This window comes from Tissierella sp. MB52-C2, assembly GCF_030931715.1.
Lineage (GTDB): Bacteria > Bacillota > Clostridia > Tissierellales > Tissierellaceae > Tissierella.
On the sequence record NZ_CP133261.1, the window covers coordinates 2,177,659 to 2,202,426 of the forward strand.

17 protein-coding genes are annotated in these 24,768 nt (G+C 28.3%); all 17 read right to left on the reverse strand.

Annotation, left to right across the window (positions count from 1 at the left end; genetic code table 11):
* Positions 1 to 25: 25 nt before the first annotated feature.
* Positions 26 to 1,192 carry an SIS domain-containing protein gene (locus RBU61_RS10930; protein WP_308875442.1) on the reverse strand — a complete coding sequence of 389 codons (1,167 nt, stop codon included), beginning with the start codon at positions 1,190 to 1,192 and terminating at the stop codon, positions 26 to 28.
* A gap of 77 nt (positions 1,193 to 1,269) precedes the next feature.
* Complete coding sequence (locus RBU61_RS10935) at positions 1,270 to 1,989, reverse strand: GntR family transcriptional regulator (RefSeq protein WP_308875443.1); 720 nt, start codon at positions 1,987 to 1,989, stop codon at positions 1,270 to 1,272.
* 253 nt (positions 1,990 to 2,242) lie between these two features.
* Positions 2,243 to 4,141 carry an FtsX-like permease family protein gene (locus RBU61_RS10940; RefSeq protein WP_308875444.1) on the reverse strand — a complete coding sequence of 633 codons (1,899 nt, stop codon included), beginning with the start codon at positions 4,139 to 4,141 and terminating at the stop codon, positions 2,243 to 2,245.
* On the reverse strand, positions 4,131 to 4,886 hold the full coding sequence (locus tag RBU61_RS10945; protein ID WP_308875445.1) for an ABC transporter ATP-binding protein: 756 nt from the start codon (positions 4,884 to 4,886) through the stop codon (positions 4,131 to 4,133). Before RBU61_RS10945 ends, RBU61_RS10940 begins: the two co-directional genes overlap by 11 nt.
* A gap of 128 nt (positions 4,887 to 5,014) precedes the next feature.
* A complete protein-coding gene (locus RBU61_RS10950) occupies positions 5,015 to 5,983 on the reverse strand; it encodes a sensor histidine kinase (RefSeq protein ID WP_308875446.1) in 969 nt (322 codons plus the stop codon).
* Positions 5,984 to 6,673, reverse strand: a complete 690-nt coding sequence (locus tag RBU61_RS10955; RefSeq protein WP_308875447.1) for a response regulator transcription factor — start codon at positions 6,671 to 6,673, stop codon at positions 5,984 to 5,986.
* 237 nt (positions 6,674 to 6,910) lie between these two features.
* A complete protein-coding gene (locus RBU61_RS10960; RefSeq protein WP_308875448.1) occupies positions 6,911 to 7,684 on the reverse strand; it encodes a methyltransferase domain-containing protein in 774 nt (257 codons plus the stop codon).
* 33 nt (positions 7,685 to 7,717) lie between these two features.
* Complete coding sequence (locus tag RBU61_RS10965; RefSeq protein ID WP_308875449.1) at positions 7,718 to 8,296, reverse strand: TetR/AcrR family transcriptional regulator; 579 nt, start codon at positions 8,294 to 8,296, stop codon at positions 7,718 to 7,720.
* 314 nt (positions 8,297 to 8,610) lie between these two features.
* Positions 8,611 to 8,973, reverse strand: a complete 363-nt coding sequence (locus RBU61_RS10970) for a hypothetical protein (RefSeq protein WP_308875450.1) — start codon at positions 8,971 to 8,973, stop codon at positions 8,611 to 8,613.
* Positions 8,974 to 9,324: 351 nt separating this feature from the next.
* The gene (locus RBU61_RS10975; RefSeq protein WP_308875451.1) at positions 9,325 to 11,481 is read right to left on the reverse strand and encodes a DEAD/DEAH box helicase; all 2,157 of its coding nucleotides are present in this window, start codon (positions 11,479 to 11,481) and stop codon (positions 9,325 to 9,327) included.
* Positions 11,478 to 12,803 carry a BREX system ATP-binding domain-containing protein gene (locus tag RBU61_RS10980; RefSeq protein ID WP_308875452.1) on the reverse strand — a complete coding sequence of 442 codons (1,326 nt, stop codon included), beginning with the start codon at positions 12,801 to 12,803 and terminating at the stop codon, positions 11,478 to 11,480. The genes RBU61_RS10975 and RBU61_RS10980 overlap by 4 nt, the downstream gene beginning before the upstream one ends.
* Positions 12,804 to 12,818: 15 nt before the next feature.
* A complete protein-coding gene (locus tag RBU61_RS10985) occupies positions 12,819 to 15,461 on the reverse strand; it encodes a PglZ domain-containing protein (protein WP_308875453.1) in 2,643 nt (880 codons plus the stop codon).
* Positions 15,461 to 19,075 carry a BREX-1 system adenine-specific DNA-methyltransferase PglX gene (gene pglX, locus RBU61_RS10990; protein ID WP_308875455.1) on the reverse strand — a complete coding sequence of 1,205 codons (3,615 nt, stop codon included), beginning with the start codon at positions 19,073 to 19,075 and terminating at the stop codon, positions 15,461 to 15,463. Before pglX ends, RBU61_RS10985 begins: the two co-directional genes overlap by 1 nt.
* Before the next feature lie 11 nt (positions 19,076 to 19,086).
* Complete coding sequence (gene brxC, locus RBU61_RS10995; RefSeq protein ID WP_308875456.1) at positions 19,087 to 22,713, reverse strand: BREX system P-loop protein BrxC; 3,627 nt, start codon at positions 22,711 to 22,713, stop codon at positions 19,087 to 19,089.
* A 15-nt stretch (positions 22,714 to 22,728) separates the two neighbouring features.
* The gene (locus RBU61_RS11000; protein ID WP_308875457.1) at positions 22,729 to 23,271 is read right to left on the reverse strand and encodes a BREX protein BrxB domain-containing protein; all 543 of its coding nucleotides are present in this window, start codon (positions 23,269 to 23,271) and stop codon (positions 22,729 to 22,731) included.
* On the reverse strand, positions 23,243 to 24,034 hold the full coding sequence (locus tag RBU61_RS11005) for a BrxA family protein (RefSeq protein WP_308875458.1): 792 nt from the start codon (positions 24,032 to 24,034) through the stop codon (positions 23,243 to 23,245). Before RBU61_RS11005 ends, RBU61_RS11000 begins: the two co-directional genes overlap by 29 nt.
* Entirely contained in the window at positions 24,034 to 24,654 is a 621-nt protein-coding gene (locus RBU61_RS11010; RefSeq protein ID WP_308875459.1) for a BrxE family protein, read from the reverse strand. Before RBU61_RS11010 ends, RBU61_RS11005 begins: the two co-directional genes overlap by 1 nt.
* Between the last annotated feature and the right edge of the window lie 114 nt (positions 24,655 to 24,768).

The following is a 24,768-nucleotide window of genomic DNA, read 5'->3' on the forward strand; positions in this document are numbered from 1 at the left end:
AGATTCATATATACCTTCAAATGTATTAATATTTATATATAGTAACCCCCTTTACTACTCTATTTACTAATCCACTTGGATTTGGATTATCTGGTTCAACTTCCGATTTTACAGAAGAAAGCAAAGAAAAAACTTGAGCATATATTGCATACAATAAGGATATAAATCCAACATTAGTTATTCCACTATTGTCTTTAGCTAAATATAGATACTCATCTGTAATATCTTCTATTTCTTCATAATAATTATTTGATATTGCTATTAATTTATGGTTACCTGCATCATGATAAATTTCCTTCAATATATCGATTTCATATTTACGTGTATAGTCATTATCAGATATATAAACTATGATAATAGAATCATCATTTACTATAGATTTAGGACCATGTCTAAACCCTAATACAGTTTCACTTTGAGAAACAATTTGACCCCTAGTTAACTCTAAAAGTTTTAATGAACTTTCCTTTGTCAATCCTCTAAAATTACTAGAACCTAAATATATGACTCTGCTATAATTAACATCAATAGTTGATTGTATCCCTTTATAATCCTCATCTAATATTCTTTTGCCAGTTGATATAAGTTTTGCAACTTGCTTTTCATTTTCTTTTAAATTTTCTAAATCAAATATCAATAATGATGTCAGGGTCATACATGAAAAGCTACTTGTCATGGCAAAACCTTTATCATTTGATTCCTCTGGCATAGTTAATAATAAAATATTCTCCTTGTCCTTAGATATCTCTGCAAGTTTTCCTTTGCTATTGCAAGTTATGAAAATATGAGATATATCTGATACTAATTCGTTAGCAAGATTATATGCTGCAACACTTTCTGGACTATTTCCTGATCGAGCAAAAGATACTAATATTGTAGGTATATCTTTCTTTAAATAAAGCCCTGGATTATCTACTATATCAGTTGTAGCTATGGCCTCATAAATATTTTCTTGGCCTGCATTTAATTTAGCAGCTACTATTTCACCAACGTAAGCCGAAGTACCAGCTCCTGTTAAGATTACTCTAATATCCTTTTTATTTAATCTTTCCTTTAAGTAATTCCCTATTTCTTTTATATTTGACTTTACTATTTCTAGTACTTCACCCCATAGTTCAGGCTGTTGATATATTTCACTGGCTGTATTCAGTCCATTTATCTGAGTCCAGTTTTCCTTAGTGTATCCAAACATTTGATCATTCCTTTCTTTAACATCTACTCATAATGACGTTATGATGTTATGATGTCATTACCAGTTAGTTTAAATTTTTACTTGTTTAATACTACTTGATATTTAAATTTATCTCCTCTTGCAACCCCCTTTGTATATTCTATTATAGAATCATTTTCATAAGTAACCCTTTCTATCATCATACTAGGAAATCCAGCCTTATATTCTAGAAGATCAGCTTCTAATTCTCTCGTTAATACTGGCTGAAGTGTCTCTTCTGCTTTTGTAAAATTAGCATTATGTTTTTTCATAAATATATCATACATTGGAGTGGACTCTAACTCTTCTTTAGTTAGGCCTGGAAATCTATCACAAGGTACAAAACTTGTTTCTAACATCATTGGTTTAAGATCTGCTAATCTTAGTCTTGTAAAGCAATACACCTTATCTCCTTGTTTTAACTTCATTTTTCTAGATAGCTTTTCATCGCAAGTTATTATATCGAAAGATAACACCTTAGAACTAGGTATTTTTCCTAATTTCTTCATTTCCTCTGTAAAACTATAGAATTTTAATAGGTTCTGTTTAAAAATTTCCGGAGATATGAAAGTTCCTTTTCCATGGACTCTATAAATATATCCTTCGTTTTCTAATTCTTGTATTGCTTGCCTTACTGTAGATCTACTGATATTATAATTGTTACATAATTCTCTCTCCGATGGAAGTTGGTCATGGGCCTCTAAGTTACCTTCTTCAATCATTCTAATTATTTCATCCATTAACTGATAGTACAAAGGTATTATGCCACTTCTATCCATTATCTCTTCCCTCCATAAAGTTTCTCCTAGTTATATTTGCTGCGTAATTATCATTGTTCTATAATCTGGTTAGTACCACTTTATATTATCATATAGTATGGCGTATTAAATGTCAATAATATTCTAAAAATAGTTATATAGCATAATAAAGTGTTATATATTTTGCAATATAATATATCTAAACAACAAAATTTCTCCTAAACTCATAATCTAAAATTTAGGAGAAATTTAAACTAATATACAAATATAAATCTTATTCAATCATAGATAAAATAGATTTTCTATAGTTCTTTACCACAAAGATATATCCTATGGTTTGAATTATAAAAAATATAATAAAGCTAATAAAGATTATTTCAGAATAAATAAAACCTAATCTTGAAACTAAAATACCTCTCTGTAAAAATAAAAATATAGAAGCTATAGTGAATGGTACATACATTAATATTGCTATATTTTTATAAATTATTGTTGAAAACTCTTTTTTAGACAATCCTATTTTCATTAAATTCTTAAATTTTATAGCTTCTCTTTCTTTTTCTGTAACTAATCTGAAATAGATCATACTGGCGGAAGCTAATATAAAGATTACGCTTAGTGCACCGCCAATATATAGTGATAGATTTTTTGTCATCTTTTCTACTTCATAAAGACTGCCGGCAGTAAAGAATCCTACTGGATTTTTCCCATTGTCTGTTACTATCTGCTCTAGACTACTAGTTGTATCTAAATCTTCCTTCCAATCATAAACATTAAAAATATTGACTTGGTTTATCTTAAATTCGCTTTTATTTAAGCCATTATAAAGCCCATCTTCTACTACTAAAATGTTTTTAAAATATCCTTCAGGTGTAATTAACTTTTTACCCTCTCCTATAACTTCTAACTCTAGAGTAGACTCATTCTCTAAGACTTTAAAACTTTCATTGTTATCTAGATCGAAATTCAAATTCTTATTTCCAGGTACTATAAATATTTGATTTTTAGCTAGATTTAAGAGATCTATATCTAATATTTTTGCAGATTTATTATAATCACTTTCAGAAATAATACCTGTACCTAAATAAATAGTATCCTTTAACGTAAGAACATCAAATTTTGAATTTATATATTCATCTTTTTTAGACAATATATTTTTCAATGTTTCTAGTTTTTCTTCTGGATTTACTGTATTTTCATCAACAATGTATATATAATTAAATGGATAGCTTTCTAATGTCTTAGCCTCTACATCTTTTCTCATTCCATATAAAAGTGTAGTTGTAGAAAAAGCTGATATCAGCAAAATAGTCAGCATAAATATCATATTTATATTAGTTCTAAATTTTGATTTAAACTCGGATATTAGAAGCATATTGATTTTCTTATAATAATGTCTACTTTTAATAAATAATCCTAGAGCTAATTTAGTAATCAATATAATTGAAAAATATAGACTCATTAATCCCAATAAAAAGACTCCAAATATTCCTATGATATTACTTAATGCTAATTCCATTTTTCCTAGAAGAATTAGAGTTATTAGAATAGAAATAGATATAATTCCTAAAGATATAAAAAGTGGCGATAATCTTACATCTTTTTCATCCTTTTTATGAGACTTTAGTAAATTTAAGGTTTTCTCTTTTCTTATAAATCTAGGTGATATAGTAGATACTAAGGCAAATAATCCGAAAAACATAACGGATGTTAATATCATGGCTTTTATGGGAAAATACATATTGAAACCCTCTATTCCTAAAGCATAACTAGAAACCATAAGGGCAAGGGGACTAAGAGCTACTCCTAAAATAATTGCCACTATAATTGCAGCAATACCAATTATCATGTTTTCTATAAATATCATTCTGTTGATATGTTTTTTACTTGCACCATTTAATATAAAAATCCCCAATGTCCTTTCCCTATTTTTTAAAAAAGCGCCTATAGAATAAGATATAAAGAAAAAAGAAAATAGATAGATCAATATATTCCCAGCTGCCATAGACAGAGATAGAGACGACCCATGAGCAATTACACTTAAATCTGGATGAAACATAGAAACTGAAAATAAGAAAAATAGTAAAACTGAAAATATGCTACTTAAAAAATATGCTAAATAAGTCCATTTGTCTCTCCATACATTATTAAAAGCTAACTTTCTAAATGTCATCTCTATTCCCTCCTAGGAAACTTAACATATCTATTATTTTCTTATAAAAAATTGATTTATTATCTCCTTTATAAATTTCATTATATAAGTTTCCATCTTTTATAAAGATAACTCTATCACAAAAACTTGCTATATAAGGATCATGGGTGACCATTAAAATAGATGTATTTAATTCTGAATTGATAGTAGTAAATATATTCATTACATCTTTTGCAGCTTTAGTATCTAAGTTACCAGTTGGCTCATCTGCCAATAATATAGATGGATTATGGATAATTGCCCTTGCTATGGAAACTCTCTGTGCTTGACCTCCTGAGATTTCAAAAACTCTTTTATCTAATATGGTTTCAATTTCTAGAAATTTAATAGTCTTATCTAATCTCTCTTCCATAACCTTCAAATTTATATTATCTAATACTAATGGCAGAATTATATTTTCTTTTACTGTTAAAGTATTCACTAAATTAAAATCTTGAAAAACAAAACCTAGCTCTTCTCTACGAAATTTAGCTAACTCTTCTTCTTTTAATTTATGTGGGTTTTTATCATTTATTAAGACTTCGCCACTTGAAGGTTCATCAATAGTTGAAATGCAGTTTAATAAAGTAGTTTTTCCACTTCCAGAAGGTCCCATAACCCCTACAAACTCTCCTTCTTTTAAATTAAAGGTAATATTTTCTAATGCTGTATAATTAATCTTTCCCAAGTAAATCTTCGATAGCTCTTTTACTTCTAATATATTCATATATATTTCCTCCTCTTTTTTCCTCTAGATTAATTATAGTTTACGTTATAAAATCTTGCTATTTAGATAGATTACAACTTCATTACATATTTGTAATAAAACAAAAAACCATGAATAGTTCATGATTTTTAAAAATATATGCTAAATGTAGTTTTTCCATTTGGAATAGATTTTACCATAATATTATGAGATAAGAGGTCTAGTGTTTTCTTTACTATATAAAGTCCCACACCACTAGATTCTCCATATATTCTTCCATTGTCTCCAGTATAAAAAATATCAAATATCCTATCTTTATCACTAGGAGTTATTCCAATTCCTTCATTTGTTATATTTAATACAGTATCCTCAGTTTTATTTTCTACCCTAAAGTCTAATTTACTGTTTTTCTTACCATACTTTATTCCATTAGTTACTATCTGATAGATAACATTTTTGATTTGCTTTCTATCTGTGAAAATAAATATACTTTCATCCATATTTATAGAAGGATAAATAGAATTTAATATAAAGAAATCTCTTAATTCATTAATAATCTCTACGATTAAAACTCTTAGATTTATTTTTTCAATTTGTATATCCTTTGCAATATCACTTAATCTTAAAAAGCTTAAAGTCTGTGATAAATAATAATCTAAGCTATTTACTTGAGTTAACAACTTTTTGAAATCTCCATTTTCTCTATTGTTTTGAGAAATCATACTTATTACTGATAGAGGTGTTTTCATCTGATGGATGTTCTGATCTATGAATATCTTATATTCCTTCTGAATATTTTCTAATTCCCGTATCTTGTTATTAAACAGTTTAAAGCATTCTCTTTGATTTCTAGAAAACTCCTCTTCTAAAACTGACCTAGGATTGTCCAATAAAATATCTTCAAGTTCTTTGGGCTCACTTGATAAGATGTTATAAATTCTATAATTATTAAGATATCTAATAATAAGAAATATAAGTAACTGAAAGAAGCCTAAAAATATAAAGTACTTAAAATTATTTTCAATTCCTCCTAGACTTTCAATTATAAATCCTAAGCCTATAAATACAAATATAAACAAGATTATGAAAGAAATATGATGTTTTATAAATAACTTCATTTATTCTACCTCCACAAGTCTATATCCTACCCCTCTTACAGATTCAATTAAAAATTCCAAATCTACCTCTGCTAATCTTTTTCTAATTCTTGTTATATTCACATTTAAAGTGTTTTCTTCTACAAATATTTCATCATCCCATAAAGTCCTTAGTAAATCTTCTCTAGAAATTACCCTAGGATAGTTTTCTATAAATAAAGATAATAATTCTACTTCCTTTTTAGTCAACCTTACTTCCCTATCTCTATTTCTTAATAGAAAGGATTCACAGTATAGAGTTAAATCCTTTAGTTTTAGTATTCTTTCTTTATTTAAATTGCTGTAACTTCCATAGGCTCTTCTAATATTTGCATTTATCTTTGCAATGACTATATCTAATGAAAAAGGTTTGACAATATAATCATCAGCACCATTATCCATGGCATATATTTGCTCTAAATCACCTGCTCGAGCAGATATAAATATTATAGGTAGATTGGATACATTTCTAATTTCTCTACACCAGAAAAAGCCATCATATACAGGTAAATTCACATCTAAAAGGATCAAATCAGGTTTATATCTATTAAACTCATCTATTATATTTTTGAATTCCTTTACTATAAAAACCTCGTAGTTATATTTTTCAATATAGGATTTTAAATTTTCAGCTATAGAAATATCGTCTTCTATAATCATAATCTTATACATAATCTTCCTCCGTATTTATAATAATCTCCATAGAAAAACTATAACCTATATAGCCTCAACATACCACTCTAAAATTCAACATATTTTATTTTATATCAAATTGTTTTTTATAGCATACTATTGTATATTTCCTCAAATAGACTTTTTTCTTATTATTATCTTTCACCAATTTAATAAAATTTATCATATATAAAGATGCCACAACATTTTTATATTAATAAATAAAGCACTTATTTATTAATATGGTTTTCTAAATGATAGACAATACATCAGCCCTTTACAAACTTCTCTATAGTTTATATCTAGCATTTCCTTTGGGATTAATTCTATAGGTGCAGATATATCATATTCTTCATCATAATACTTTTTAGTTATTGGAGTCTTTTTGTAAGTTCCATTGACTAGCTTTTCAGTTTCATCTACTATTACAATCTTAGTTCCACTTTTAGCTATCCTTATCATTTCATTAATTGCCTTATCTTTATGGTTAAAGTAATTTATTCCTCCAACATGATATACAACGTCAAAACTGCCATCTTTAAAAGGTAAACTTTCTGCTGCTCCCTGGAAAAGTTGTGCATTTATGTTCCATTTATTCAAATGTTTCTTAGCTTGCTTTAACATTCCCAATGAAATATCAAGACCATATAGATCTATATTCTTAGGTAGAAATGGAAAATTATCAGCTGTTCCAACTGAAATTTCTATAACTTTATCCTTATCTTTTATTTCAAGTTCAGATAAAAATTCTTTTCTATAATTTTCTTCACTTCCAAACTTAAAAATAAAGTAAAGTTTATTGGCAAAATTATAAAATGGTGCAATCTTATTATAAAATTCAAGGTATTTTTTATTATTTCCTGTGATTTCATCATCTTCCATAAACCTTACAATATTTTTTTCAATCCCATAGGTATTTCTATTATAGGTGTTTACAATACAATTATCCTTTGTTGTAAGATCTTCAAATGTATAGGGGTCCCTTAGTATCTTTATTGTATCAATATCCATTTTGATCTCCTTCCTCTAGAGTTTTGTATTATTCTAATTTACCAATATGTCTTTAATATAATTAAACTGCTCATCTATTAGCTCATCTGTAATGTTCATTACTTCCGATGAAACTCTTATTCCTTCAAGTAACAAAATAATATTTTTTGCCGCAATCTCTTTGTTTACGGAGTTAAATTCTCCTCTGTCCATGCCATATTGAATTAACTCAGATAATATTTTTACTGCTGAATCAAATTGTTCCTTTAAAATATTTTCTTCAATATTACCAATGTTTAGAAAGAAGAATTCATAGATAGCAACTGCCAAATTTTGATCTTTATTTAGTAATTCCTCTTTCTGTTCTTGTAAAAAATCTTCAAGTATTTCTACTCCTGAAATTCCATTCTTCATTCCATCTAAAAATCCAAATCCTACTCCCTCTTGATCTATACGCAATACTTCTAGAAATATTTCATGTGTGCTCTTATAATACATGTAAAGACCTCCACGGCTGATTTCACAGGCTTCTACAATATCTGTCATAGTAACTTTTTTGTATCCCTTTTCTATAAATATCTTTCTTGATTTTTCCAATATAAGTCTTTTTTTAAGTTCTGATTTAGTAAGCATAATAAGCCTCCAATTAAAAATGATATTATTATGATTTAATTATATGACACTAATGTCATATTGTCAATTATTTATATAATTCTTTATCTTATTTTAAATCCAACAAATCAAAAATTTGCAAAATATTAACTAATAATGCGACTTTTTTTCTATATAAAAGAGAGACTCTAGGACTTAAAGTTTCCCTTGTCCATTTGGGTCTCTCTTCATTATTTTCAACAAAAGCCGAAGCGTACTCAGTACCTTTTCTTTCTTAAGCTTACTCCAATTTTTCTATTTTCTATTATCTAGGATTTCTTTTTTCTCCCAAGTGTTCATATCAATAGTGTTTCCTTAGAATCAACTGCTCTATCTTCCATAGTTTTAACATTAACAGGTCTTAATTCTAATTTGTGTACCCCTGTATAAATCCCAAAATCATAGATTTCATCAGAACCTTGGACATAGTATATAATATCTTTTCTTTTCCCAAGAATATTAGCTACACCCTTTTTATCAACTAAAATTCTTGTTTTCCCTGTTTTAGTATTTCTTTCCTTTATCCTTAAATAGTTTATATTGTAGTCTGCTGTTACGTAATATATGTAATCGGCCTCTATTATCATTTGTGGTACAGAGTTATCAATTCCATATTCTGCTGTAATTCCTTCCTCATAGGATTTTATCTCTGGATTCATATTAATCTTATCTTTATTATATTTATAGTATTCTCTCTCGGATACTATCTCATATCTAAGTCCCTTTTCTTTTAAAGAATAAGAGTTAAGAAGATCTTTTTCAGCTAATTTTTCTGCTAAAATAATATTTTCTTCTCCTCCGGGAACTAGTAAAAAAGCATTATATATTAAATAAAGAGCATCCTTAATTTAAAATTCCTTTAACTCTTTTAAATTTTCGGCCTCTTCAAAATCTAAAAGATAGATATCTTGGGCTAAAGTATATATATCTTTACCATTTGTATCATTCCCTCTTTTTTGAGTATTCTACTGTAATTAATCTCTCTAACCCTTCACGATAATTTAAAAATCTTATAACCTATCATATATATTTTCAATGTCTATTCTAGATTCTTTCAATACTTTCTCTGTATTTTTTATATCAACTAACTCATATTTAAGAACTTCTATTTGTGCAAATCTAGGTAAATGTTTATAAAATTTAGAATGACTTTCAAAGTTAGAAGATATTAGTGCCTTCTCAATTATTTCTTCTATTTTATCTGTATCTATTTTATATCTATTGAAAATATCTAAAATATGTTTTTCAGTAATATCTTTTTCTACTTCTCTAACCTTAAGTTTGTCATAAGAAACACTAAATTCAAGCTCAAGTTCATATTGAAATATTAATCCAAGGGTAAAATTCACCTTTTGTCCTGCGTAAGTATATATATCAAATCCATCTTTTATTACATCAATGAGAACTTCATCTAAATCTAAAGAAAATGCAGAATGCTCTAATCGTATACTCTTTAATACAGACTTAGATTTCATATCAATGTATGGATAGTCACTGTTACTATTAAGTACTTTTAGCATTTGCTTGGCTATCTCATAAGATATAACCATTCCACTACCCATCCATGTGGCAAGTCCACCTTCTTTAGATATTTTCACATATATTCTATATCTATCATAATCTATCTTATCTATCTGCCATGTATTTCCTGCTAATACAAATTTAGATGTCTTGTTTTCCTTTAATAGTGAATAGATGAACCAAGATTGTAAAGTTCCAATTTCCTTATTTTTATGTATAATTGAAAATTCAGATACCGTTTCAAATACAGATATAAAGTTCATTAAAAAATTATAGCCATATTCCTTCTCAATTTCCTTGCCAAGCAGATATTCACCATTACTAAATTCCAGATAGTTTTCATCTATAAGATATTGAATAAAGCCTAATAACTTATCCTCGTTAATATCTTTAAATGAATTTGATTTCTCCACAATTTCTTTTAAATATGGCTGATTTAGCCCAAATTTTTGTTGGATCATAGAAAATAATTGTTGAAATAGTACAGTATATGCTGCTAATGGAGTTGGAGTAGACTCTATCCACTTTTGTCTTGCTAATTCAACAATTGCAATGGCATTAATTAGGAAGAATTCTTGGCTAACACAGAACTCATAATGAGATATAGTTCCTTGCCTTCTACCCGTCCTCCCCATTCTTTGTCTAAATGAAGCCACTGTTGAAGGACTGTTTAATTGCATAACAACATCTAGTTCGCCTACATCTATTCCTAATTCCATAGTAGAAGTGCAGCATAAACACATTTCACTTGGAGTATTTTTTAATTTATCCTCAGATATTTCTCTTAAATTCTTACTAATGGAAGAATGATGAACTTTTGCATTTAACCCTAAGTTCTTTAGGATTCTAGACATCATTTCGCTATTGGTTCTACTATTACAGAAAAATAATGCCTTTTTGTCTCTTAACTCAGGTAGGAGACAACTAACGGTATCTTCACTAAACTCATCAAAGTATCTAATAAATATTCTAGATTTATTACCTTTGTTTTCTGGCTTAATAACAGATTTTCTTCTTTTACTAGATCCAGATATCCAATTTAAAATTTCTTCTGGATTACCTACTGTTGCAGATAAACCTATCCTTTGAATATCATACTTTGAATAAGACTGTATCCTTTCAATGATACTCATTAGTTGAGCCCCTCTATAGTTTTCTGCAAAATAATGTACTTCATCTATTACTATGAATCTTATATTTGAAAACAATTCCTCTGAGTCATATGAATCTGACATTAGTATAACCTCTAGTGATTCCGGAGTAGTGGCTATAATATGTTTTGGTTCTATCTTAAACTTTCTCTTATTGCTATAATCAACTTCTCCATGCCATTTAAAAGCATCTATGGATCCAATTTTCCCAAGTTTTTTCAATCTAAATTCTTGATTATTAAGGAGCGCCCTAATTGGAGATACATAGATTACAGAAATAGGTTTCAAATTTTCTTTATAAATTTCAGATATAATGGGTAAAAATGCTGCTTCTGTTTTCCCTCCAGCAGTTTGTGCAATTAGGATACAGTTATCTCCATTTAGAAGACATGGAATAGTCTTTTCTTGTATAGGTGTTAAACTATTCCACTTTAAAATATCTTTGATTCCATTCTGAATTTTACCATCCAGTAAGAAATAACTAGATTCCATCATAGTTCCATCTCCATGGCCATTTCTCTACCATATAGTTCGATCTGCTTATTGACTTCTTCAATTTCTTTTTCAGAAATGTTTAGAAGTGATTTTATTTTACTCATAGGTTCTCTTTTTGCTGCTTCCAAGATGAATATAAAGTTTCGTAAAAAAGTCCTCGGTAATATACTTACTTCCTTTCCAAATGCATTGGTAAAACTTTGAACATAATCTCTAATAAACTCGTCTGATATTTTACTTTCAGGATTCCATTCATGGACAATTCCATGAATGTATCTTACTTTTCTAGAAACTTCTATCAATTGACTTGAATCAAATCTTGACAATTTAATAAGAGGTTGTTCTAATATTCGAATATCACCTAGTTTAATTGGTTCTATTCTGGTATATAAAGCATCATGCTCCTTTATACCTTTTTCTTCGTCTTCTATCAATTCTTCTGTACCAGTTAGAAGAAGATAGCAACCGGGCAGGTTATCTTTACTAACCATATCTATAAGTAATCTTAAATTTTCATAAGCCTGATATCTTATATCTTTTCTCTCTTTTCTTACAGTCTCAACTTCATCTATTATTACTAATAAACCTGCATACCCAGATTTTTCTATGATATAAAGTAATGTTTTAAGAAACTCAAATACATTTCCCTTATCTACTGATCCTTTAACCCCTATGCTCTTCTTTATATCGGCAGGTATATTTGTATCACCAGCAAACCAAGCAAGAGACTTTCGTGCCAATGTATTGTCGCCACTTAATAGCCCCGTACAAAATGATATAACTGCATTTACAATAGAAACATTAGTTGTATTTGCTTTCGCTAGTTCTAATGATATCTTATCTCTAAGCCTTACTATAAGTTTTTCTTCGTCCTCCTCATTATCATCAGGATCTAAATTGTATTTACTTATAATCTCAGATTTTTCTTTTTCAATCCAACTTTCAATTATAATTCTAAAAGCAGAGAACTCTCTAAACTCATTTGTTCGCATCCCAACCATTATTTTATTATATATTGTTTCAAAATTATGAAGTTGAGTATTTTTAGATATTACTATTTCTGAGATAACAAAATTATCCTTCAGTGCTTCCTCTTTTAATACTTCGCATAAAAAAGATTTACCACTTCCATATGGGCCATATATCATTTTGAATCCTGAATGTGCGTTACCATTCGATTTGAATCTTATATAGTTCAAATCTTCTAGTATTGCATCTCTCTCTTCTTCATGACCACACATAATATGTTTAGCACCTTCATATGCTGGTACACTTCCATTGTGTAAAGCCCTTAAAATTTGTTGTCCTTCGTTTATATTCATCCTATGAATTCCCCCCTATTTCAGATAGTACTCGTATGTTGACATACCTACAACCTTAAAACCTATCCAATCATATCCTTCATTGTTAAGTTTTGAGATGAAATCTTGCATAAATGCCATTACTGATTGAGATATAAACCTAATACCATTCTCATTACATATTTCTTGTATCTCAGAATCTGTATAAGAAGATGCTCTTAAGAATAACTCTAGTATTCTTTTCTCTTTCTTACTTAAACCATTACTGTCTATATAGTTTTCTATTTGTTCTTTAACTGATTTAGGAATTTCCCTTGCCTCATTTTGAGCAATATCCATATTTAAGCCAACATCATCCAAACTAATTTGTTCTACTACCTCAGGAGTATATTTCTTTATTACTTTTTCATCATTTTTCTCTATAACTATTACAGGTACTAGTAATTCTTGAAGCGATATTCCTCCATGGTGAAATTTAGTACCTCCACTAACTGGAAACACATTTATTCCCCTTGGAAAATTAAAATATAAATCTCCATCATAATTAGAGGAGTAGGCACTCTTAGTTATATAGTTTCCGTCTACCTTTTTTCTTGAAATAGTATATCTTCGTTTCTTTACAACATTATCCATATCCTTTGAAATATCAACCTTCATCCATTCCTCTAGCCCAGAAGTTAATATGAAGCCATGATCTGCAACAACAACTATTTTTTCAATATCAATCTGTACCAATTTCTTTATTGCACTTTGTATCTTATTGAGCAATCCGGGAAACATCTGAATGTTGCTATCTTCAATGTGACCAGCCTCATCGATTTCATTTGAAAAAATTAATATTCTATCCTTTTTTTCAAATTCATTCTTTAAACTATTTATTGGAATATCTACAATTTCATTTAAGTTCTTAACTACTCCATCGCCATCAGATATTTCTAAGAAATACTTTACACGTTCCGATTTATTATTTAATGGATAATTAAGGTTTCCGTCTGTTATTTTAACCGAATCATTCTCTTCATTTAGGCTAAGTTTTGTATAACCGTTAGGTAACAAACTAGCCATTCCGAATTCCGTAACTGTTGGTATAGAAGAAATAATTGGTGTGATTGTTTTATGTTTAATTTCATTAAGCATTGAGAATATTTCTTTTCCCATTTCATATCTTAAAGCATCTACTATTACTACTGCTGTCTTCTTATCAGAGTTTGATACATATTTAGACCAAAAATCTAATTGTATATCTGTCTTAAATTCATAATCGTGTTTACTCTCAATAATATTAGATATTTCTTCATTTAAGGGTTTAAGATATTGGTAATAATATCTCTTGTCCACAAAGTTTAGAAGTTGAGATATAAAATCATCAATCAAAGTGTAATCTTCTTGAATTTTCCTATACAATAAGTCTATCTTCCACCAACTTTTAGTTTCATAAAGAGAAATTATATTATCTATGTTATTATCTATTATTTTAAACTCTTCTTCAAATATATAAATCATGTTTATTAACTGAAATATATTATTAAGGATATTCCATTTATTAAATATCTTTGATTTAGAAAAATAGTATCTTCTCCTAATATCTACAAATACATTTAGATCTTTTAATTGGCTCCTCAGTGATTCTATATCTATACCATTTTCACTTTCGCTATATTGATAACTTTTTTGCTCTTCCTTCACATATAAACCATTTAAATATCCCAATAAATCTTCTTTTATTAAATGTGGATCCTGAACCCCTTTAAATATCTGAATCTCTAATTTTTTATATAAAATTTCCTCTATACCATATAGATATTCAATAGCAAATAACTCGTCAACTTCCATTTCATTAAGTACATCAATCATATGTTTTTCAGAAACCTTTTTAGAGTACTCAACAAACTTTTCTCTATAAACTTCATGATTAGCCCATGTTTCTAGAAGTTGAACACAATTCATTATTTTATTAGTATTTGATAATCTAATTCCAAAAGGTCTTATATCTTTATTTCTACTTTTCTGGATCAACTCACTTTGGAATAAACTATCTGCAATGTATTCAACAACTTTAGCCTTTGACTCAAAGTTTGATACGTTAATACCATACTCTAAAGAGAGGAACTCAAAAAATTTATCTTTAATTCTTGCCTCTTCAAGAATAGATTCATACTTATCTGTTTCACAAATATATTTAAGTATTGTATATTCTTTACTAATATCAACATATCCAAATCCATTAGTTAAGACAATGTCATCTAGTGTTTCTTGATTAAGGCTTCTAATGACACTTTCAGGTATTACATCCCATAATCTTTTCAATATATTTAGGCGTTCTTCCAGTGTTGATATGTCAAATTGTCCAAAATCTATCCTGTGATTTTTTTCTAAGATATCTTTTACTGACGCAATATATGTGTCTCCAAAATATTCAAACTCAGTTAAAAAACCCTGCTTATTCTCTACATTAGAATATATAAGCCACTTTTTTGTAAGTTCACTATCAGCCAATAGGATTTTGTAGCGGAGTTCAATAAAACTGCCTTCATAGGCAATTTTATTGACTCCTTGTTCATCAAATAAATTAAACTCTTGTAAAAATTCATTCTGCCAATCATACCATATAACAATATTAGAGTTCTTAAATTTTTCCCTTATCTCTGCTTGAATCAATTTATAAAATGGTGTTTTCATTACGTTCCTACCTCTTCATAGTAGTTATCTCTTTCTCTCTTAGTTGCTACTGGGGCTGATAGTATAGGTTCTATAGGTATTATATTGTACAATACCCCTTCATCTATATTGGGTTTGTATGGCAATATCTCCATTATCTTCTTATCTAAAATGCTTAGATCTTCTAATTTTGCTTCTAAGTCACTACATTTATCTTTGACATCTTTTTCTTTACTCTTATCACCGTTAGTCCTTGCCTCAATTAATTGATTGGTATAATACTCTAAATCTTCCTCGTATCTATCAATCATTTGACTTAAATAGATGCTCTTAACTTTATATAAAGTATCATCGTCTAGTTTATGATAGTATACAAAACAATTAAAAGTTTTCTTAGGGCTACAAATATGCCAGTATATTGGACGTTTTTTATAACTTCTAGAATGATTTTTAAAGAAATCATTAATAATATATTTTTCAAGAGTTGTACCAAGAATCTCTTCAATTTCTTCAAAAGTATTATCAGAATTTTCTACACCAAAATATTTCCCAATAATAATATATATCTGTTCTATAATATCTTTTTCTAAATAGATCGAAGAATTGACTGGAACAATACCATCATCTATAGACTTTATATCATTATTCCATCTATCAAATATGCATCCAATTAAAATACTTATAATGTTTTCTAGTTCCTTCTTTATTGCCTTATCTCCATATAATTTTTCTTCTATTCTTTTTTTGATTAAAATATCCTTTCTTAAATTTAACTTTTTACTTACTAGATTATAATTTGGATTATTGTCTTCATTTATCAATTTGATGTAATCAGACTTATCTACATCGATATTATTATTTACTCCATTTTCCTCTTCAATAAATTCAACTTCATCTTCGCTTATCTTGTATGTATCATAGACTAATCTATTAATTATTTCATCCCTATTGTATACATCTAAATCAATCTTATCTTTTATATTAAGAAAATTTAAAATAGTCATCTCCATAGAGTCAGAAAGTAACTTTATTATATTTTCAAAATTGAAATATCTAGATATTTCTATAAGAGAGTATTTATGCCTTAAATCCTCAATGTTTTCTAATACATTTTTTTTAATTATATTATTGTTTTCCAAACTAAACTTCTTAATAGGCAACCGATTTACATCTCCAACTTGACAATGATTAGTCGGATTTATAACATTTAAAAAGTAGATTATTAAGTTTGAATTCATTAAGCCTAATAAAAAGAAATTATCAACACCTTTTTTAGGAAATATACCTGGTTTATCATCTTCGATTATAGTGTTTTCGTGAAGATATTTGGCACTAAAATTGGCACCGTATGGTGATCTGGGATAATACATGCCTTCAGTATTAAAGTAGTTTATACCTGTATAACCTCCCTTGCTTTTATAAAATTCTATAGCATTTTCAGAAAAATCTACCACTGTATTATCTAAAGATACATATCTGTCTCCACCAGGTATTTGGTTAATCCATTTCCATTTTTCGTAGTTATTAACTTCCCAATAAAATCTAATATATTTATAATTAGCATATGTACTTATCCCTCTTTGGACGTGTGCATATTCTTTGTAGTTAGATTTTAAAAAATAATTTAATATATTCTCAGATAATTTATAGGTAAAAGGATACCCTTTTATTATTTTAAACTTTTCTTGATTTATTTGATATTCTTTTATCCCTTCTGTTATATTTGGATAGTCTGCCCGATTTTCACAACTAGTTATATCCACAAACTCAGACTTTAAATTTTCTTGTTTAGTTTTATTTAGTGTAAACATTACACTATTAACCTTCTCACCTGTAAGTTCTTCAAATATTCCAGTTCCTAGATGAACAACCTTTTCTATTTGATTAAATTCTAATATGTTTTTTCTAAGATCTTTATACTTAGGAGTAAACATAAATCCATGTTGAACAATCATACCTAATATCCCATTTTCATTCAAAAATTCTTCGCATCTCATTATAAATGCCGAATATAAATCTTCACTGCCTGCATTATAATTACTTATTATAAAGTTCTTTAATTTTATATCCATATTTCCAATACCCATATACGGAGGGTTAGTAACTACTACATCATAGCCTGTTTTTTGCATGAATATATTTACAAGTTTGATTGATTTTGTAGCCTCAGTGGCAAATAGTTGTCTTGATATATCATTGGCTTTAATTGCCTCACTATAAATGGCATTCAAACTGTCCATAAGTTCTCTTTCTTCCTTGGTAAAGTCTCGCTGAGATTTATACTCGTCAAAAGAAATGGTTTGGTCTTCTAGTAAATTTTCTTGACCTTTAGTTTGCTTCTTCTTTGTTCTTTTCGCTTTACTTAATTCCTTCCTTGCAATTCTGTTCTTAAATTCCTCAAACAATGGAAATAATTTCTTTTCTGGTTGAATAAGGCTCCCTTTAAGCCTTACATCTTCAAATTCTTCATAAATAATTTCTATCATTTTTAATATTGTCTTATTGTTTTTATGTTTTTCTTTTAAATCTTCCAATCTACTTCCGTTTAACAAAATTGCATCAGCACATACCAAATTAACTGAAAGTTTACCTTTAGTATTTGTGTTATAACCATTTTCTTTTAGATAAGTCTTAGTTTTTATAAATAATATTAACCCTGTCAATTGAACTGCTCTTAAATCTATATCTATACCATGAATGTTATTTTCTAATATTTTATAAGGTATTTCCTCTATTGTATATTTTCCTTCTTCTAAATACATCTCAAAAAATACATCGTATGCTCTTACTAAGAAGTGTCCACTTCCACAACAAGGATCTATAAGTTTAATGTCTTCAACATTTTTTTTGTCCCTTAATCCATTCTTCATTTCAGAATATACTTTATAAAGAGAATTATCTATTATCCAATTCACAACCCAATCTGGAGTAAATATTTGAGTTGTTGCTGGAACTTCATCTACGCTGATGAAAAAGTCTTTTTGATCCTGCCTTGTATAGATCTCACTTTTTTCTATGGAATTAAAATATTGATAAATCCAACCTATGATTTCATCCTGTCTCCATGATTCCTCATCAATATTGGAGCATAAAAGTTCTATTACTTTTAATAAACTTGTACTTGATGGAGTTACGAAGGAATATTCATCCTCCGTATTAAACAACATCTTTATCTCCTCACTGATTTCTTCAAACATTATATTTAAGAGATAGGCTAATCCTCCATCCATTTCATACTTACAATATTCTCTTGCAACTTCATAGAATCTTGACCCAATAAATGATCTATTACCATATTCACCTCTAGGTATTAAAATTTCATCAATAAGACCTCTGACTTCCATTACCCTAAGTGCTGCTAAACGATTAAGATAGGTGTATGAAACTTCCTTTATATACTCTATAACGGCTTTGTCTTTCTCAAATCCACCTTTTTTAAGTTTTTCAATTGCTTTTTCTATATTCTTTCTGTTCTTCTCTTGTTTCTCAGTTAAATTTTTTAAATCCCTTAAATTAACCCAGTCTTTATTAATATAAATACCATAATTTATTAAAACCTGTTCTATATCTTCTTCTAATATGTCTCTACACTCAAGAATAGTAGACTTAATAGACTTCTTTTGTTCTGCATTCAACGAACTCCCCCCTATTCAATCATTATGCTGTTTCCAGCACTAATCTCTTCCATTAATTGTTTCTCAATTTTTTTCAGATAGTCTTTAAGAGACTTCGGACTTTGAATAAGTACGTTTTTAGGAAAATTGCTTGTACTTAGATACTTAATTACTGGTTTTGGAACTTCAACCTCATCTTCTTCCATTTCTTCTTCAATTTGCTTGTTAAGATACTCATATAACTTATCTATGGCTTTTTCATTATAAACATCTACTGCATCTATAATTGTTTTCATATCCCTAATAAATGTTCTACAACTAGGACATGGAATCTCTAATTTAGAAATATTATGAGAACATAATTTGTCAGAAAATGTACTTAATATGTCTCCTTTTGCTATTTCACTTTTCAGATTTAAGAAACTCTTATTCTTGCTCATTTCTTCTATTTTCTCATTATAAAGTTTATATAGAGTTTCATGAGTTTCTATATATTCTTTTACATATGGATCATAGAGTTTATAAAAATCATCTCTAACAGTAGGCCATGAATCTATAAATGCTTCACTTTTTAAATCCTTCATTATTTGGGCATATATTTTTTCTTTAATTTCTATATCCTCATCATTGCGATCTAGTTCTATTATCCATACATTGTTTAAGAAATACTTCATTTTCTTATATTCTTTTAAGTTCCCATTATCAATAAAATTCTTTAATTTCTCATATTTTGATAAGAAGGTTCCATATTCTGAGGCTTTTTGAACAAAGTTGTTTATAGTTTCACCTTGTGTCTTTGACTTTAATATAGTGTTGAAAATCTCATCTAACTTATCTATTGAATCTTTAAATGCTAAATTATTGCTAGATATTATTTCTTTTATTGCTGAAATATCATTTCTATAGTCAATTAATATATTTCTCGTATTGCTATATAACTCAACTAAGGTATCTTCAGATCTTTTGTCAAACATATTCATTAAAATATCCTGACATTTTTGTCTAGTGGATGCGTCAACTACTACTGCTAATTTGAATATTGCTTTTCTAAAATTAGGCTCATTTTCAAATATATCTCTTACTCCTGATTGATTGTAGTCAAGAAAATCTTTGCCTTCGTAATTAAGTTCTATATTTCCATTTTTAAATAGTAAGGCCGTAAAAAGCCGTACTGCATCTGAGGCCCAGCCATATGGCTCATTATCAAATACACTTAATAAATCCTTACCAATACATTGTCCATATTTATTTTTCAAGGTTTTTATTTCATTTAAAACTTCTTTTAATACAGCAGATTCTGCATTTACATTGGTGTCCTGTATTAGATTTAATCCACTTAAATCTATAGATAATTGATTTCCTTTAAATACACTCTGTATATCTTCTTTTGTTATCTTAACACCTACTGTATCAAATCTATGATAGACTTTTGGTATTGCTAGATTAGCAATATCTTCAAATATGGATTTTAAATCATTTTTATCTGGTGTAGGAAATTCCTTTCCTTGATATATATAGGTACCATCAATAAAAGACTTTTTAATCTTCTCTTTTATATCTTCATCTAACTTTATATTCTTTTGTTCTTCTTTTCTTAAAAAATAACTCTTATCTTCGTCCGAACTCCATTTTCTTCTATATTCATCTATTATTTTATTAAAGATCAAATATTGCTGCATATCTTCATCAATTGAATTATCATACTTTGCATACCAATATATATTTCTACTATCTCCAATACTTTTCATTAGATGCTGTTGTTTTCTCAATTCATCTGAAGATTGCATCACACTATTTAAATTAAGACTTACTAGACCCCTACTATTCCTTACCTCATCATCTATAGTTAGTTGTATATCAAATGGTCTAATATTTTTGTAATTTATTCTTGTTATGGTAAATATGCCATCGATTACTTCTTTTACTTTTTTATTTATATCTCTAACTCCAATTTCATTTAATCTAGAAATTGCTTCTTGCCTAAAACTCTGCTCCTCAGGCGCTATGAACTTATAGTTTCCATGGGCATCTTTTTCCACATATCCATGCCTGTATAATATATCTAGACTTGATTTAACCTCTTCTAAAATATCAATAAAGTCTGCATCTACATTGTTTATAAGTAATTTTGCAATAGTATCTATGTCTTTTTGTAATTTATCATCATTGTCTAATAGATAAAGCACTTTTAAAATCTTTACTAATAATTCTCCATTATTTGGGTCCAGTTGTTCCGCTTCTTTAATACTTATTTGAATTTGATCATCTATAAATTCTTTTGCCTGTTCAAAGAACATATCTAAAGTAACTAATTCACCAATATTCTTCTCTTTCACATTAACATTACTGTCAATAAGTATCCCTTGAGTTGCTTTAATCATACTTCTGTTAGTTCCACCTAGTTTCTTGTTAACTTTTGAATTTGAGATTACATTATAGTAAATAGGCTGAATTAGTCTTATATGATAAGGAAGAAAAGGATAAGTATCTATAAAATCTTCTTTATTTAGTTTAGGCATATACCTTTTAAAATCTTTGAACTCTAAGATAGATGATAACTTTCCTTTATTACTCTCATATAATCTATCAATATCTTTTACTACGTCTGACTTTTTCTTTAAGACTCTTTCATTTATAACCTTATCTAAGTTTTCTGGAGTTAAATGTATTCTTACTTCAAATCTATCTATTACTTTATTTACCTCATCCTCAGTCTTTAAATACTGCTCTGTTATTTGTTCTAATTTGTTTTGTGAAGATACTGCAAACCATAGTTTGCCTTTACCTTTTCTTGCAAATGTACTTTCTATGGCTTGTAAATATCCTATTACCTCTGGATTTGCTGAAATGTATTGACCTATTTCATCTACGATTACAAATAATCTATTATTTAGCCCATTCTGTTTGTCTAGTTCGTCAACATACTTACATAACTCATCTGCCAAAATAGACGCAGAAATACTTTTACTTCTCTTAAGGTCTTCTATATAATCTTTTGCTATTGATTCCGTGGGAATTTGCTCCGGTAATACCCTAACTAGTGCTCTTTGGATATAGTTTTGACCTATTCTTGTTGGCCTTATATCCTCCCATTTTCTATTACTCATTTCTTCAATGGTTTGTACAAATTCTTCATACTTTCCTTCATCAGATAGTTCTTTTTCCATCTCTGCTACCCAAAGTTTCCCAGTATAAAATCCTCTCTTGCTTAGCCATTGTTTATAAATAGTTTGCTCTATAGGCTCAACTTTGCCTTCTAATTTTGCTGCTTCTTCTAAGATGTCGAACATTACTACAGTAGTTTTATAAGTTTCATTTATTTTTTCTATATAGTTTTTTAAAGTATTTGTTTCGTCTCTTCTAATAAAAATATCTGCAGCAGAAGAATCATCAAATTGATGGTTTTCTAGTAAGTAACCAAATATCTTTAAGAAATGTGATTTACCTGAGCCAAACCATCCTGATATCCAATATCCAACTTTGTTTTTATCATTAAGATATTTATCCAAACACTTCTTAAAATGTTCTCTTAATTGGTCTGTAATAACGTACTCCTGTAATTCTTGTTTAGCCACATTTACATCGTCTTCTTGTACCTTAATTACCGGATTTATGTATCTTTCTATAGGATCCCTAAATAAATCTTTAATTATTATCATACTCTTGACCCCTTTCTATATTATTAAAGCCCTAAGGGCAGTTTCCTTATATTCGTCCAATAGTGTTACTGAGAATCTGTCATAACTCCCCGGATAAAAGAATACGACTGGAATTTGAACTCTTCCTTCTAAATAAGATAGTAATCTTATAAAGTTAAAGTATATAGCCGTTGCCCCTACTCTAGTCACCAATATTCTTCCTTTAGGACCTATTTCTTTTGCCTTGGATATGAAGTGAGACCTTACTTTTTCTAATAAAAATTCTCCTAATTCCTCTACCATGTCAATGTCTTCTTCTATCTTTTCTAATTGGATAATGCCCTCTATAGTCTCGTATTCCTCTATAATATCAAATAAAAGTTGCTCCATATTTATCAATTCTATATGAAACGCTTCTATTTCCTGTTGCAATTTGTTTATTATATACATAACATCCTTATGTTCCTCTTTTTCATATGGACAAATGACAAAAGGAACTCCTGAATGTCGTACCCAAGCAAGGCTATCATTATTGATTAACTCTGTTATCTTAGTGTATTTCTCCATTAACGTAGCCATCTATTATCTCCTTCATAGTTTTATATTTATATATTAAAGTTTTAGGTTCTTCTCTTCCAAAGTCTAAAACTCCATTTCTATATGCTTCTTCAAGTAACATATGAATGTCGCTTTCTAATAACAAAAACAAATGTAAATCCTTGCATTTATATACATCTTCTGTAGTTTTAATATTATCTTTATTCATATATAAAACATAGTAAAAAATTATTGATGGAATAAATGGTTTATTAAATGTAGGTCTTTTTCTACTATCAATAAAACCAAATTCCTTTAATACTCCCATCATACCTGAACGTACATCGTTAATGGTCCTTTCTGACCATTTAGATACATTTTCATCTTTATCAGCAAGACCTAAAATAAACTCTGTAGTGTCCGCTGAAGATATCCCTAAAAAGCCATCTGTATATTTTTCATATACTAGATTTGCTATATATTCGTATATGATTCTTTCTTCCTTGCATAAATAGTAGTATAAAAGGAGGTTGATAATACTATCTGAATCAATCTTTTTCAAAGAATAGATAAACGAAGTTTCTTTATAGCCATCTAATTGATTGTATAAATATCTTTTTCTTAACTCGTAAAATATTGTCTCTGCTCTTCTTTTTGAAGTTTTCAAGATTAAATTATTATCGAGTACCTCTTTTCTTAAAAGTTCTACATCTTTTAATTCTAGATATTTTTTTAATATTAGTTTTGTGTCTGGTAGAACTGTACCTACCACTTTAATACTAGATCTGTAATCCTTTGATTCCATTATATAGCCATCCTTCTCATATAGTATGGAGTTACAACGCTTCCTAGCGTGCATAAATCATAAATTGATATAAATGATTTTATTACATCTTCAAAGTTTTCTTTATTTTTGTAAAAAGTTTCGCTTATGCTACCTAATTCTATAGTCTTTTTATCATCTAAAGTATGAGTAGTTAATTTAGGTAGATTAAAAAATTCTCTAGCCCATGGGTCTGTAAACTTTTTGTCCTTGATATTTTCAATCATATCTAATACTTCTTGCCAACCATTAGAGTTTGATATTTCCCTTATAAATGGAGTAAATATCTTACTCTCAAACTCATATCCAAAATTAAACAACGTAGTGAATCTTTTTTTAGCAATTTCTCTATTTTCTTTTTGAATTATTATCTTTCTTGCAATATCATAACGTTGCTTATGAAAAGTATTAGGGAAAAACTTCTCTAAGTTTCTTCGTCCTACTTCACCTAAGATACTAGACTCCCACCACACATTATTATCCTCTTCTCCTAAACGGATAATAGTTAATCTATAAAAAAGTGTATCTGCTAATATTTCTGCATTAACTTCTGAGTTATGTTTCTTTGCTAATTCATGAATTTTATTCCTTATGGCTTGCATATGAATTCCTCCAATCTGTTATGTACTACTTATGATTATATCCTTTTTAGTGGAAAAAATAAAGAATTCCAGCAATCTTTTTTTTATTGCTGGAATTTCTTAAAATTTGTCTTA

Excerpts from the sequence above, each read along its gene's own strand:
- RBU61_RS10980 (WP_308875452.1), bottom strand. The coding sequence starts at position 12,803 with ATGAATATAAACGAAGGACAACAAATTTTAAGGGCTTTACACAATGGA.
- RBU61_RS11010 (WP_308875459.1), bottom strand. The coding sequence starts at position 24,654 with ATGCAAGCCATAAGGAATAAAATTCATGAATTAGCAAAGAAACATAAC.
- RBU61_RS10935 (WP_308875443.1), bottom strand. The coding sequence starts at position 1,989 with ATGGATAGAAGTGGCATAATACCTTTGTACTATCAGTTAATGGATGAA.
- RBU61_RS10940 (WP_308875444.1), bottom strand. The coding sequence starts at position 4,141 with ATGACATTTAGAAAGTTAGCTTTTAATAATGTATGGAGAGACAAATGG.
- RBU61_RS10950 (WP_308875446.1), bottom strand. The coding sequence starts at position 5,983 with ATGAAGTTATTTATAAAACATCATATTTCTTTCATAATCTTGTTTATA.
- RBU61_RS10960 (WP_308875448.1), bottom strand. The coding sequence starts at position 7,684 with ATGGATATTGATACAATAAAGATACTAAGGGACCCCTATACATTTGAA.
- RBU61_RS10945 (WP_308875445.1), bottom strand. The coding sequence starts at position 4,886 with ATGAATATATTAGAAGTAAAAGAGCTATCGAAGATTTACTTGGGAAAG.
- brxC (WP_308875456.1), bottom strand. The coding sequence starts at position 22,713 with ATGATAATAATTAAAGATTTATTTAGGGATCCTATAGAAAGATACATA.
- RBU61_RS11005 (WP_308875458.1), bottom strand. The coding sequence starts at position 24,034 with ATGGAATCAAAGGATTACAGATCTAGTATTAAAGTGGTAGGTACAGTT.
- RBU61_RS10930 (WP_308875442.1), bottom strand. The coding sequence starts at position 1,192 with ATGTTTGGATACACTAAGGAAAACTGGACTCAGATAAATGGACTGAAT.
- RBU61_RS10970 (WP_308875450.1), bottom strand. The coding sequence starts at position 8,973 with ATGAATCCAGAGATAAAATCCTATGAGGAAGGAATTACAGCAGAATAT.
- RBU61_RS10955 (WP_308875447.1), bottom strand. The coding sequence starts at position 6,673 with ATGTATAAGATTATGATTATAGAAGACGATATTTCTATAGCTGAAAAT.
- RBU61_RS10985 (WP_308875453.1), bottom strand. The coding sequence starts at position 15,461 with ATGAAAACACCATTTTATAAATTGATTCAAGCAGAGATAAGGGAAAAA.
- RBU61_RS10975 (WP_308875451.1), bottom strand. The coding sequence starts at position 11,481 with ATGATGGAATCTAGTTATTTCTTACTGGATGGTAAAATTCAGAATGGA.
- RBU61_RS11000 (WP_308875457.1), bottom strand. The coding sequence starts at position 23,271 with ATGGCTACGTTAATGGAGAAATACACTAAGATAACAGAGTTAATCAAT.
- RBU61_RS10965 (WP_308875449.1), bottom strand. The coding sequence starts at position 8,296 with ATGCTTACTAAATCAGAACTTAAAAAAAGACTTATATTGGAAAAATCA.